The sequence below is a fragment of the Desulfacinum infernum DSM 9756 genome (genome assembly GCF_900129305.1).
GTDB lineage: Bacteria > Desulfobacterota > Syntrophobacteria > Syntrophobacterales > DSM-9756 > Desulfacinum > Desulfacinum infernum.
Genome location: NZ_FQVB01000016.1, coordinates 14629 through 27708 on the forward strand (window position 1 = coordinate 14629; position 13080 = coordinate 27708).

Annotated in this window: 13 protein-coding genes and 1 tRNA gene; 11 read left to right on the forward strand and 3 right to left on the reverse strand. The window is 62.3% G+C overall.

Annotated features, from left to right (window positions below):
- Positions 1–201: 201 nt before the first annotated feature.
- A complete protein-coding gene (locus BUB04_RS09045) occupies positions 202–1563 on the reverse strand; it encodes an FAD-dependent oxidoreductase (protein WP_084076334.1) in 1362 nt (453 codons plus the stop codon).
- Between the two features lie 350 nt (positions 1564–1913).
- On the opposite strand from BUB04_RS09045, the gene BUB04_RS09050 reads away from it, so the two are divergent.
- The 11 genes from BUB04_RS09050 (at position 1914) to BUB04_RS09100 (ending at position 11289) form a co-directional block, all read left to right on the forward strand.
- Entirely contained in the window at positions 1914–2111 is a 198-nt protein-coding gene (locus tag BUB04_RS09050; RefSeq protein WP_073038736.1) for a cold-shock protein, read from the forward strand.
- A gap of 145 nt (positions 2112–2256) precedes the next feature.
- A tRNA-Ile gene (locus tag BUB04_RS09055) sits at positions 2257–2332 on the forward strand.
- Positions 2333–2612: 280 nt separating this feature from the next.
- Positions 2613–3440: a Nif3-like dinuclear metal center hexameric protein gene (locus BUB04_RS09060; RefSeq protein ID WP_073038680.1), complete on the forward strand. Its 828-nt coding sequence runs from the start codon at positions 2613–2615 to the stop codon at positions 3438–3440.
- 22 nt (positions 3441–3462) lie between these two features.
- Positions 3463–4209, forward strand: coding sequence for a zinc ribbon domain-containing protein (locus BUB04_RS09065; protein ID WP_073038681.1), 747 nt, complete (start codon positions 3463–3465; stop codon positions 4207–4209).
- Between the two features lie 152 nt (positions 4210–4361).
- Positions 4362–5315: a ribose-phosphate diphosphokinase gene (locus BUB04_RS09070; protein ID WP_073038682.1), complete on the forward strand. Its 954-nt coding sequence runs from the start codon at positions 4362–4364 to the stop codon at positions 5313–5315.
- A 329-nt stretch (positions 5316–5644) separates the two neighbouring features.
- Positions 5645–6946: a uracil-xanthine permease family protein gene (locus BUB04_RS09075; protein WP_073038683.1), complete on the forward strand. Its 1302-nt coding sequence runs from the start codon at positions 5645–5647 to the stop codon at positions 6944–6946.
- A 2-nt stretch (positions 6947–6948) separates the two neighbouring features.
- Positions 6949–7386 (forward strand): NUDIX hydrolase, encoded by a 438-nt coding sequence (locus tag BUB04_RS09080; protein WP_073038684.1) that lies wholly within the window; start codon positions 6949–6951, stop codon positions 7384–7386.
- 444 nt (positions 7387–7830) lie between these two features.
- Positions 7831–8655 carry a formate dehydrogenase accessory sulfurtransferase FdhD gene (fdhD, locus tag BUB04_RS09085; protein WP_178371948.1) on the forward strand — a complete coding sequence of 275 codons (825 nt, stop codon included), beginning with the start codon at positions 7831–7833 and terminating at the stop codon, positions 8653–8655.
- Positions 8652–9845 (forward strand): aminotransferase class V-fold PLP-dependent enzyme, encoded by a 1194-nt coding sequence (locus tag BUB04_RS09090; protein ID WP_178371949.1) that lies wholly within the window; start codon positions 8652–8654, stop codon positions 9843–9845. Before fdhD ends, BUB04_RS09090 begins: the two co-directional genes overlap by 4 nt.
- A gap of 30 nt (positions 9846–9875) precedes the next feature.
- Entirely contained in the window at positions 9876–10334 is a 459-nt protein-coding gene (locus BUB04_RS09095) for an N-acetyltransferase (RefSeq protein ID WP_073038685.1), read from the forward strand.
- 148 nt (positions 10335–10482) lie between these two features.
- Complete coding sequence (locus BUB04_RS09100; protein WP_143156427.1) at positions 10483–11289, forward strand: N-acetylmuramoyl-L-alanine amidase; 807 nt, start codon at positions 10483–10485, stop codon at positions 11287–11289.
- A 6-nt stretch (positions 11290–11295) separates the two neighbouring features.
- On the opposite strand, the gene BUB04_RS09105 is transcribed toward BUB04_RS09100, so the two are convergent.
- Both BUB04_RS09105 and BUB04_RS09110 read right to left on the reverse strand, forming a co-directional pair.
- The gene (locus BUB04_RS09105; protein ID WP_073038687.1) at positions 11296–11931 is read right to left on the reverse strand and encodes a protein-L-isoaspartate O-methyltransferase family protein; all 636 of its coding nucleotides are present in this window, start codon (positions 11929–11931) and stop codon (positions 11296–11298) included.
- A gap of 497 nt (positions 11932–12428) precedes the next feature.
- Positions 12429–13058: a hypothetical protein gene (locus BUB04_RS09110; protein ID WP_073038688.1), complete on the reverse strand. Its 630-nt coding sequence runs from the start codon at positions 13056–13058 to the stop codon at positions 12429–12431.
- Positions 13059–13080 lie beyond the last annotated feature (22 nt).

The following is a 13080-nucleotide window of genomic DNA, read 5'->3' on the forward strand; positions in this document are numbered from 1 at the left end:
AAAAGCGGGCATCCCCGGCCCTTTCAGACAACCTCCCCGTGCGGCCATTGAGAGTTGCAAAAAGATCCCCGGCCTTTCAGGCGGGCGTAAAGTCCGTTTCTGCCCAAAGGCATGGACCCCTTCCGTAAGGGCGGGGTTTATCCCCGCCCGCCAATCACCAACCGCCCCTCCCTTTTCTTGTGGGCCGGTGGATGCCGGACATCAAGGGGCGTCCTTGGCCAGGAGGCGCGCCGCGATGATGAGCGGATCCCAGAGGGGGGAGAAGGGCGGTGCGTAGCCCAGATCCAACTCACTCACCTCCTGGGCCGTGAGCCCCGCCGTGATGGCCGCCGCCATCACATCGATCCGCTTGGCGGCTCCTTCCTCTCCCACGATTTGTGCGCCCAGAACCGCGCCGGTATCCGAATCGGCCAGCAATTTCACATGGATCCTCCCGGATCCGGGAAAATAGCCCGCCCGGGTGTGGCTTTCGATGGTCCGGGAGACGAAGGACCGGCCCAATGCCTCCAGCTCCCTGGTCTGCAGGCCCGTTCGTGCGATCTCGAGAGAGCAAATCCGGGTGACGGCGGTCCCGAGAACGCCGGAAAAGGACGCCTCGCCCCCGGCCATGTTCATGCCGGCCACCCGGCCGTGTCGGTTGGCGACCGTCCCGAGAGCCACGTGGATCGGTCGCCCGGTGAGTCGGTGGAAGGATTCGGCGCAGTCCCCGGCGGCCCAGACACCTTCCACTTGGGTGGCCATGCGCCGGTCCACTCGAACGGCACCCCGCTCTCCCAGGGGGATGTGCGCTTCCCTGGCCAGATCCGTGTTGGGAACGACCCCCATGCCCAGCAGGACGATGTCGGTTTCCAGGGACCTCTGGGAGGTGATGACGGCGCGCACCCGGCCGTCCCGGACCTCGAAGGCTTCCAGACCCTCGTTCAAGTGGAGAGTCACCCCACGATCGGTGAGGGCCTGGGCGATGTGGACGGCCATGTCCTCGTCCAAGGTGCCCATGACCTGAGGGGCCTTTTCCACCAAGGACACCTGCATGCCCCGCAAAAGGAAAGCCTCGGCCATCTCCAGGCCGATGTATCCCCCGCCGACGATCACCGCCCTGGCCGGACGAGACTCGTCCAGGATCTTCCGCAAGCGGATGCCGCTTTCCAGGGTGTGCACCCCGTAGATTCCGGCAGCGTCGGCTCCCGGAACCTTCGGACGAAGAGGAACAGCGCCGGTGGCGATCAACAAGTGGTCGTAAGGTTCCCACCACTCGCGGTTGGCCGACAAATCCACCACCCTCACCCGCCCCGCCTTGGGATCGATTCCCACCACTTCATGAAGAACCCGCACGTCGATCTGCTGTTTCGTTCGAAATTCTTCGGGGGTCCGCGCCACCAGAGCTCTTTCGTCATCGACAAGCCTGCCGACGTAGTAAGGAATGCCTCAGGCCGAATAGGATGTGTGGGGGCCTCTCTCGAAGACAATGACCTGGAGATTCGGGTCTTTCCTTTTGGCCACGGAGGCGGCGCTCATTCCCGCTGCATCCCCGCCGATGATCACCACCTTTTTGCTTGTACCCATACGGTCCTCCGTTCCCCTTGAAGCGTTGGTCAGGTTGGCGCCCCGCCTGGGGCGCCGGCCCAAAAGCGGGCAAGTCGCCCCTAAAAAGTAGCCCATTGGCGGGCTGGGGACCAGTTCCCACAAAAAAATGGACGGCGACGAAAAAAAAGCTTGGCATCGCAAGGCCACCGTGGTAAAGGCCGGCGCACGTCGTAAGTGGGGCACCCCCATGGGCCCCGTAAAACACAGTTCCATGTACGCAGCTTGAGGTTCCGTCTTGGCCCGCCGTGGTTCTTGCCTTCCGCAAAACCCCGCGATCTCCAAAGCACGTCCCGGCATGCAGTACAGAACAACGAAGGAGTGGTTCCATGATGCAAGGCAATGTGAAGTGGTTCAATGAAAAGAAGGGTTACGGCTTTATCGAGACGCAAGATGCCGGGGACGTGTTCGTGCACTATTCGGGTATCGAAGGCCGCGGCTTTCGGACCCTGACGGAAGGCGAAGCGGTCACCTTCGAGATCTCCGAAACGGCCAAGGGCCCCCAGGCCGTAAACGTCCGCCGCGCCTAAGGGCCGCCGGAAACTGATCAAGAGGGCCCGGGGCGACGACCGTCCCGGGCTTTTTTCGTTCAAGGGCCCTGTCAAGCGAGCCGGAACCTTTCCCTTGACACGAATGGGCCCCGTTTCTATAACGTCACACACCCTAGGCAATCCCGGGCCCATAGCTCAGTTGGTAGAGCCACCGGCTCATAACCGGTAGGTCCCTGGTTCGAGGCCAGGTGGGCCCACCATTTTTTGAAACCCGTCGCCCAGGAGATGGAACCGGTGCCGTGCTTGTTGGAAGGAGTGGGAGTCGGACAGTCCATTCGCGGCAAACAGGGGTGTCCCTCGGACCCTGTGGGCGATCCCTAGGGGGTGTTCCTTCAACGGAACACCCCCTTTTTTGTTGCCTGCGGTCAGGCAAAGCGCGTCCGAAAATCGCCGAATGCGTCGCTCCCGAAACGGCGGAAGCCTGTAACGCCCTGTTAATCTGGGATCCCTGCTCGCGCGGGGATGATATGGAAGGTCGCCATGAAACATCCCACCGTGAATCTGTTGATCCAGTGGATCGATCGGCTGGCTCCCTTTGCAAACGCTGAAGAATGGGACAACTGCGGTCTTCTGGTGGGAGATCCCCAAGCCTCCGTCTCCCGTGTGATGGTGGCGCTGGACCCCACGGCGCAGACCGTGGCCGAAGCGGTTGCAAAGGGCTGCCAGGCCCTCGTGACCCACCATCCCCTGCTGATCCAGCCGGTGAAGACAGTACGGTTCGACCATCCCGCGGGCGCCCTGATCGCTCGGGCCATCCGGGAGGGAGTCCACCTCATCGCGGCCCACACCAACCTGGATGTGGCCGTGGACGGCACCAACCACACCCTGGCCTCCCTGCTGCGCCTGACCGTGGAAGGTCCGCTGCAAAGAGCGGTAAATATTCGCGAGGAAGACGGGCGCTATGCCGGCCTGGGGCTCGCGGGAACCCTTCCGGAACCGTTGAGCCTGCGGCAACTTGCCCTGGAGCTGGGCGGGCTGTTGCAAAGCCAATGGGTGCGCTTCGTGGGAGATGCTGAACGGGAGATTTCCCGGGTGGGGCTTTGCACGGGCAGCGGCGCCGGCTTCGTGGAGCAGGCGGCAAAGGCGGGGTGCCAGGCCCTCATTACGGGGGATGTGAAATACCACGACGCCCACGCGGCTCTGGACCGCGGCCTGGCGCTCGTGGATGTGGGCCATTTTGCTTCCGAAAGGATCATTGTGGAGCCCCTGGCCCGGTACTTGAGCCAATGTGCCCTTCGGGAAGGTGTGGCGTTGGAGGTAACCACCTCCAGTTTGGAGGAAGATCCTTTTCAAACGTTGGTCGTGTGATAAAGGAACGGGAGGCCGAAACTTGCAGGAGCAACTACGTTACCTGGTGGAATTGCAGATACTGGAGAACAAGAAAAACGAGCTGCTTCGGGACAGGGAGGCCACTCCTGCCAAGCTGGCCGCCCTGGACAAGGAGTTCTCCGTGGTCGAAAGTGAATACCTCCTGAAGAAGGCCGATTACGAACATGCGGTGCAACTCCACCGCTCCATCGAGCGGGAGATTGCGGATCTGGAGGCACGCATCAGGAAAAGCAGGCAGAAGGAACGTGAGGTGAAGAGCAACCGCGAGTACCAGGCGCTCCTCAAGGAGATCGAGGACCTGAAGGAAGAGATTTCCTTGCGGGAAGACCACGCCCTGGAGCTCATGGAAAAGATCGAGGCGGCGCGCGGTGAAGTGGAGGTCATGAAACGGGAGGTGGCTTCTCTCAAGGAAAAGATCGAGGCCCAGAAGGCACGCCTCCAGGATGAAAGCGAGCGGGTATCCGAAAAGATCGAGCGCCTCAACGCCCTGCAGGCCGAGATTCGAAACAAGATGGACCCGTCGCTCCTCAAGAAGTGGGAGTTTCTCGTGAGCCGACAGAAGGGCGTGGCGGTGGCTCCGGTGGAAAACGGCGTCTGCCAGATCTGCCATCTCAATATTCCCCCCCAGCGCTTCATCGAACTCCAAAGGGATGAGGACATCCTCACCTGCCCCCATTGTCACCGATTCCTCTACTGGCCCGGCCATGAAGACTATCAGGTCATGGCGGAGGACATGAAAAGCCTATAAGTTCCGGACGGATGGCACGAGGGGCCTTTCTTTCCCCGTTGGGGTAAAGGGCTTGCCATTTGTGACCGCCTGTACTATGTAGGGGGCGCCTTCGGGGCAACGGGTCCAACCGTCGGATCGCGAGATTTTGGGGCAGGAGAGGAGAAACCCGCATGGCCACCTACGGACTCAAGATCTTTTCTGGCAACAGCAACCCGGAACTGGCTCAGAAGATCTGCCAATCCCTCGAAATCCCGCTCGGGCGGGCGTTGGTGAGCACCTTCAGCGACGGCGAGATCCGGGTGGAGATCGGCGAAAATGTTCGCGGCGCCGACGTCTTCGTGGTGCAGTCGGGAGCGCCTCCCGTCAACGACCACCTGATGGAACTGCTGGTGATGATCGATGCCCTCAAGAGGGCCTCCGCGCGGCGCATCACGGCCGTGATCCCCTACTACAGCTACTCCCGCCAGGACCGAAAGAACAAGCCTCGGGTTCCCATCACTGCCCGGCTCGTGGCGGATCTGATCACCAGCGTGGGGACCCACCGCATCCTGACCATGGACCTTCACGCCGGCCAGATCCAGGGCTTCTTCGATATTCCGGTGGACAACCTCTATGCTTCGCCGATCCTGCTTCCCTATATCCGCGAACACTTCAATCACGACCTGGTGATCGTGAGCCCCGATGCGGGCGGGGTGCCGCGGGCCCGGGCCTATGCCCAGCGCCTTCCGGCGGACCTGGCCCTCATCGACAAGCGCCGGGTGAACGTCAATGAAGCCGAAGTGATGAACATCATCGGGGAAGTGGAAGGCAAGACCGCCATCATCCTGGATGATATGGCCGATACCGCAGGAACCCTGGTGGAGGCCACCAAGGCCATACTGGAACGGGGAGCGCGCGAAGTCCACGCCTGCGTGACCCACCCCATCCTGTCCGGGCCGGCGGTGGAACGGATCGAGAAGAGTGAGTTGAAGAGCCTGGTGGTGACCGATACGCTTCCCCTGCGGCCTCAAGCGGCCCACTGCGAAAAGATCAAGGTGGTGTCGGCGGCCCGCCTTTTCAGCCAGGCCATCAAGAGCATCCACAACGAGGATTCCATCAGCAGCCTCTTTGAGATCCAACATTAGGAGGCTGTCCGATAACGTTTCGGATGACCGCTCTTCCCGTAGCGCAGCCCTTCAGGGCTGGGGAGGAACCTCCGGGCGTTGGATGGACCCTCGCGTATTTTCGGTCGCTTCATGGGTTTAGGACGGCCCTTTCCCGCGGGGGCTCAAGCCCCGCGGCTGCGGGGAGGAGCCGAATTCCTCGGCCTTGTAAGTCGGAGAGCCATGGTCGGACAGCCTCTCGGGAGCCTGTCCTGGAATCCCCAACTACGCTCCCGCCGCCAGCCGCTCTCCGGCGCCCCCACCCGCCCTCCGAGGGCTACGGCGGGTTGAGAGAGCGGAGCGCCGCCGGCATGCCGCGACAAGCCTATCTTTACGGTCTGGACCAGCACCCTCCCTTCCTTCAGGCGATTCTCTATGGGGTTCAATGGGCCGTCATCGTCTTTCCGGCCCTCATCGTGACGGGCAAAATCGCCGCCCAGGCCTTCCACTTGCCGGCCGCAGAGGAAGTGCGCTTCTTGCAACTGACCCTTCTAACATCGGGCGTCTTCACCTGCGTGCAGGCCCTTTTCGGGCACCGCTACCCCCTCTTCGAAGGCCCGTCCACGGCCAATCTTCTGACCTACGTCTCCCTGGCGCCGCTGGGATTGGCGGCTGTGCAAGGGGGAGCGGCGGCAGCGGCCTTCTGCCTCCTGGTGGTTGTGGGCATGGGCCTGACCCGACGGCTCTTTCGGCTTTTCACTCCCAATGTCATCGCCGTGATCCTCATGCTCATCGCCTTTGCGCTTCTCCCCCACCTCATTCCGCCCATGCTGGGAATCGGTTCCGAAGGGGACGCAGGCCGCGCCGGGGTGCTTGCGGTGAGCCTGGCCTTATCCGTCTTGATCGCCGTCCTGGGTCATTACCTGCGGGGAATCTGGCGAACGTTCAGCCTGGCCTTGGGCATGGCTCTGGGAACGGTGGTTTTCGGCCTTTGGGGCCATGCGGGCCTGGAACCTCTGCGGACGGCCCACTGGATCTCCCTGCCCTCTTCCTGGGTCCCCGGGGCACCCGCTTGGAACACCTCCGCCTTCGTCGCCTTCTCCGTCACTTACGTGGCGGTGGCCGTGAATACCGTGGGGAGCGTCCAGGGACTGAGCGCCATCACGACGGACTCCGATTTGGACGACCGCCTCAGACGCGGGTTGCTCATCAACGGTATTTCGGGTATCTGTTGCGGCCTGATGGGCCTGGTGGGAACGGTTTCCTACAGCACGGGTCCCGGGGTGGTTCTGGCCAGCCGGGTGGCCAGTCGCTACACCCTGGCCTACTGCGGCGTCCTGCTGGCTGCCGCCGCCTTTCTCCCCAAGTTTACGGCCCTTTTGGCGCTGCCCCCCGGGGCCGTGGTGGCCGCCGCCATGGTGGTGGCCATGGGCGGTCAGATCGGCGCGGGCGTTGCCCTTCTCTCCCAAAAGGGCGCATTGGAAAGCCGGGACTATTTCATCGTGGGGATCCCTCTTCTCATCGGAACGGTGACGGCTTTTCTTCCGGCCGCCTTTGTCGGTTCCCTTCCCGGCCTGGTTCGCGTTATGCTGGGAAACGGTCTGGTTACAGGCATCTTCCTGGTGCTGGTGCTGGAACATCTATTGCTCCCGGGGAAGGAAGGAGATCGCTAGCTGTGGAAGCCCCCCTCATCCCCTGCCCCCAATGCGGTGCTCCCGTGACCCGTCAGAGGAACCCTTCCCTGGCGGTGGATATCATCATCCTGGTGCAGGGTCGGGTGGTACTCATCGAGCGCAGGAACCCGCCGCTTGGTTGGGCGCTTCCCGGAGGTTTCGTGGACTACGGGGAAAGCCTGGAACAGGCGGCCGTGCGGGAGGCCGCCGAAGAAACCTGTCTGGAACTCATGGATCTCCGCCAGTTTCGGGCCTATTCGGACCCCGACCGGGATCCCCGGGGGCATGTGGTCAGTGTGGTCTTTTCCGCCGTCGGTCGGGGAACGCCCCGGGCGGCCGATGACGCCAGAAAGGTCAAGCTTTTTTCGCCGCAGGCCCTGCCGAGCGTTTTGGCCTTCGATCACGCAAGGATCCTGGCCGATTATTTTTGCGGGGTGTGAGAGGGCGGGAGCCGGTCTTGCAAGGGCGGGTTCTACGGCCGCCCGTCGAGATGGAAAGCAGCCGGGATTCGTTAATGTGAAAGAGAACCGCAAATGAACGCCAATAGACGCAAATCTTTTAAGTTGTAGGAACTGCGAAGGCCGCAATGAGGATGCCCGGCAATGCAATGGGCGCGAAGTGACTCATAGACAACGGCATATTGGGGCGTTCCGACAAATGCCCTTGCTCCGGCCCGCTCTTTCATCATGCGGGGTGGAGCTAATTGGGCCATGACCGTTAGGGGAAACGCGGCCTTGTTCCCTTGGTGGACAGGAGCTGTGGGGGCGAAGGACCATTGGCCCCACAGGGGCGCGCTTGCCGAAGGTTCGCTTCGACCTGGATTGTCAGAGTAGCTTCCCTGATGGGGGGTGAACATCGGGGCCATGGGAAAGGTTGAGTCGCCGATGATGATGGGACGAGAGGATCCCCGCCAACCGGAGCAGGCGGACGAAAAGGTCTCCGCCGTCGACTCCTGGCTCTATGACGGCCACGGGCTCGTTCGCCGTGAGACCCAGTGGGTCATCGAGGAGCGGCCGGTCACCCTGTTTGTGAACGAGCGGGAAATCGTGACCCTGTTGTGTGCGGGGCACCACCTCGAAGAGCTGGCCGTGGGCTTTGCCTATGCCGAGGGATTTCTGGACAGCGTGGAGGACCTCCTGAACCTGCGGGTGGATATGGAAGGAGGGCGCGTGTTGTTGGAGGTCCGCTCCGACACGTCGTTGAGCGAAAAACTGCTCCACAAGCGAACCATCTCCTCGGGCTGCGGCAAAGGGACTCTTTTTTACCATGCCCTGGATGCGCTCCTGGCCCAGCCCTCGGAAAGCGCCCTTCGCATTCCGGCCGAGGCGGTCTGTCGCCACGTTGGGGATCTGAACGCATTGAGCCAGACCTACAAGAGAACCCACGGGGTTCACAATTGCGCCTTGGCGGACGGCCGCCGGATCGTGGTGTTCCGAGACGACATCGGACGCCACAACGCCGTGGACATGCTCGTCGGCCATGCCCTGCTCCGCAAAATGCCTCTGGACGACAAGCTGCTGGTCACCACGGGACGTCTCACCTCCGAGATCATCATCAAGGTGGCCAAGGTGGGCATCCCCATGGTCGTGAGCCGGAACACCGCCACCACGCTGGCCATTGCATTGGCCGAGCAGTTGAACATCACGCTCATCGGGTATGCCCGGGCCGGCAAGTTCACCTTGTACACCGGCAAGGAGCGGATCTCGTGATCCGAAGCAAACGTCCCGACGGCCGGGGGACCGGTCCCGATATTTACCTGGACCATGCTGCCACGAGCTTTCCCAAGCCCCGGGAAGTGGAGGAGGCGGTGGTGTGGGCGTTGCGGGAATTGGCCGCCCCGGGCCGTGGAACGCACCGCAGGGCGCAGCAGGCGGCCGAGGCGATCGAGGGAGCGCGCCGCGCGGCGGCCGGGATCCTGGGGACGGAGGATTTCCGTCGTGTGATCTTCACCAAGAGCGCCACGGAGGGGATCAATTGCGCTCTCAAAGGATTCGTGCGCCCGGGAGATCGGGTGGTGGCCACTTCCATGGAACACAACGCCGTGGCCCGTCCCCTGGCCCGCCTCATGCGGGACTGGGATGTGCAGGTGGAGTGGATTCCGTGCTCCCCCAGCGGTTCCCTCTCCGCGGATGCGTTGTGCCGTGCCCTGGATCCGCCACCCCGGCTGGTGATCTTTCCCCATGCCTCCAATGTGAACGGGGCCCTCTTTCCTGTGGAAACCATCGCCGAGATGTGTCATGAACGGGAGGTGCCCTTCCTCCTGGACGCAGCCCAGACGGCGGGGATCCTTCCGCTGCAGGCGGACAAGTGGAAAGCCGGCATGATCGCCTGCTCCGGACACAAAGGCCTTCTGGGGCCGGCCGGTGTGGGACTTCTCTACGTGGGCCCGCACGTGGAGGTCCTTCCGCTCCTGGAAGGGGGTACCGGGAGCCGTTCCGAGGAGTGGATACAGCCGGAACGGCTTCCGGACCGGTACGAAGCGGGTACGCCCAACGTGATGGGAATCACCGGCCTCCATGCCGGCATCCGGGTGGTGGAAGGGCACGGAGTCGAGAATATCGGTGGGCGCGAAAGAGAGCTGGCGCGATGGATGGAAGAAGAATTGGCGTCCCTTGCCGGCGTTCGGGTCTATCGCCCGGATTGCCGCGGGGGCAACGCCGTTTCGTTCAACGTCCTCGGCATGCACCCGCAGGACGTGGGCGCCCTTCTCGCCGAGGCCGGGATCGCCGTGAGAACGGGCCTCCATTGTGCTCCACTGGCCCACCGGACCCTGGGGACCTATCCCGAAGGGACGGTGCGCGCAGCCCCCGGAATGGAAACATCCCGGGAAGATGTCCTCTTGCTGTTGGAAAGTCTGGATCGGTTGATAACTAGGAAAAAGCGCCGTGGGATCCGCTAAGGCCGGAAGTGGAAAGGAACAAGGACATCGATGATCCGAAAGGCCCGCATCTCCGATGTGAAACACCTGCACAGACTCCTCAATGCCTTTGCCGCGGAAGGGAAACTGTTGCCGCGATCCCTCAACGATCTCTACACGAACATTCGGGATACCTTCGTGTGGGAGGACGAGGAAACCCACGAAATCCTCGGATGCGGCAGCCTGCATATTGTGTGGGAGGATCTGGCGGAGATCCGTTCCCTGGCGGTCAGGAATGAATGGCAAGGGCGGGGCATCGGAGCCCGCCTCGTGCAGGCGTGTTTGCAGGAAGCCGGTGAGCTGGGAATTCATCGGGTCTTCGTGCTCACCTACGAGGTGGAATTCTTTCGAAAGCAAGGGTTCCAGGAGGTGGAAAAGCACATCTTTCCGCAAAAAATCTGGGCGGATTGCCTCCATTGCAACAAGTTTCCGGATTGCGATGAAACGGCCCTGGTCCTGGACCTTGCCTGAAGAACCACCCGAAGGTCTTTCGCTGTGATGTGGCGAGCCACGAGGCCCGGGGGAACATTCAAGACATCGGTCGGTCTCCGATGACATCCAATAGGCATTTGCCAATGCCGCTCCGGGAGGTGGAAGGTTGCATGGAGCCCGATTGTCCGTGAGTACCCATCTGAAGATGGGTGGCGTGGCGGTTCTGATCGCCCTGATGCTGGGCGCGTGTGGTGGTGCCCCGTCGCCGCGCACCCCGTCCTATTCCCCCCCGCCCCCGGTGGGGCCGTCCCATCCCCAGAGGGTTCAGGTGGTCAAGGAACCCCTGAAGGTCAACGAACGGCCTCGGACCGTCGTTCACGAAGTGGCGCCCCTGGAGACGGTCTGGCGGCTTTCCAAGATGTACGGGGTTCCCATGGACGACATCTATCGGGCCAACGGCCTGAAGCCCGGCGCCGTCATCCGCATCGGCCAGAAACTGATCATCCCCAACGCCCGTTATTTCCAGAATGTGGTTCCCCTCTACCCCAACACGTGCTGGCGCTACATCGTGATTCACCACACGGCCACGGACATCGGAAACGCGAGCCTCATCCATAGCAACCACCAAAAGAGAGGTTTCTGGAACGGCCTGGGCTACCATTTCCTCATCGACAACGGCTCTCTCGGGAAAGGGGACGGGCAGATCGAGGTGGCTCCCCGCTGGATCAAGCAAAAGGAAGGCGCCCACTGCAAGGTGGGAAAAATGAACGAGCATGGCATCGGCATCGCCCTGGTGGGCGACTTCAATCAAGCCTTGCCCACGCCCCGGCAGATGGAATCCCTGGCCCGGCTCGTGCGGGAACTGGTTCACTACTACCGCATCCCACCCAGCCACATTCTCGGCCACGGGGACGTTCCCGGTGCCAACACGGACTGTCCTGGGAAACGGTTCCCCTGGAACGATCTGCAGCGCCGTCTCGTGGACATGAAGTAGAACGGTTCAGATCTTGCGGTAGACCTGCAGATAAGGGCCCCGGCACACGGAAGCCGTTGGGCTCAGCTCCCAAGTGTCCACACACCGAAGCCCCGAAAAGCTCTCACCGGTGGGCCGGGGTGAGTAAAGGAGAAAGTAAGCGCCCTCCCCGCCGTCCCTTGCCACCTTTTCCGCCAGCAGGGTGTGGTTGTTGGCGTAGTTGAAGACCACATGGAAATCGGCAAATCGCAGGCCATGTTTTGCATAGAGGGCGTCGTCCAGGAAATCGCCGCACAGGATCTGCGGCGCATGGGGTGGCGGGTGGACGCGGGAGATCCTCCGAATGTTTTGGAGCGATCTCCGGTGGAGCTCTTCGTCGTATTCTACGCCCACAGTGCGAAGGCCGAAAACCAGGGCGAGGAGCACGACCAGGCGCCCGTCTCCGCTGCCAGCGTCCAGGAAAAGCCATCGGCGGTGCGGTGCGTACCGCCGCAGGAAGTTCCCCATACCCTGGCCAACATGGGCCAGTGAGGACGGAACGAATTCCCCCACCGCCGTCACGGCATAAACGCCCCTTCTTTGGTCCTCCTCCCTGAAGTAATCCGCAAGAAAGTGAAAGAGTTGCTCGTCGAGATCCATCGGCATGTGCGTGTTCAGTATCATGGGTGCCGGTGATCCGCCCCCACACCCCGCGTGCAGGGTGGCACGTGGTCCCGGTCCAAACAGGCGCCGTCATCCAGACGCAGGGCAGCCGCGAGATCCGGGCCGGGCAGCCGAAGATGTGGGTCAGGCTGCGGATCTCTGTTCCTCAAGGGATCCTACGGACGCTGTCCGACAATGGTTTTCAGGCTCAAGAGGCCGGTAATTTCCAATCACTTCCCAGGAGCCTGTCTGAAAACTCCGCCACCCGTCACTCCCGCGCAAGCGGGGGGCCATAACCTACTGGAAATTCTGGATCCCCGCTTTCGCGGGGATGACGAATGGGCGTTGAACGGCGCAAATCTGCCATTCTCGGACAGGCTCCTAGCCTCGGGGCTTCCGCCCCGCGGGATGGGTCATCGTAACCCCATGAAGTGACGGGAAATGAACGATGGCCTATCCAACATCCGGGAATCCTTCTACGAGAAAAGCGTTCCTTCGCGCCGTTCGCGGACAAGCTCCTACGGACGCGGAAGGAGACTCTCCCAATCCTTGGGCTCCTTCCCCCTGCCCTGCCCCGCTCTCAAGCGGATGCCCGGTTTGGGCATCCGCCTGGCCTGTGCTTCGTAGCAGAGACGTTCCTTTTCGATCTGGGAGGCCAGGGTGAGTTTCAAGGCGTTTCCCTGGGTGTGTTCTTCGTCGTCGCCGCCGTAGTGGCTCAGGATCATGGAGATCCTCTGTCCGTCCGGTTCTTGGAAGGACCATTTCCAGGCCACGTAGGCCTGGAAGGCGTCGCCCACGTACTCGTCGGGATCCCCGAATTTGCGCTTGAAGCGCTCGAGCAGGCGTTCGAAGAACCTGCGCCCGTCGTAGGCATATTTTACCTTGATGCGCACAATGGCGCCCGGATCGGCGCAATCGCCGTAGATGATGTAGCCGCTCTGAAAGCCTTCCGGCACGATCACGGGCACTTCCTTGAGGTAAGGGCGGAGTCGCACGGGATAGACGGGGCCGGCCACCACCCGATCGTAGCAGCTTCCCAGGGTTTGCCCCAGGCGATAGCCGGCGATCTCCCTGGGCGCCTCCGCCCGGGCGGAGGCGGAGGCCAAGGCGGGCAGCAAGACGAAAAGGATCCAAAAAAGGCGATTCATGGGCACTTCCTCCGAGGTGGAG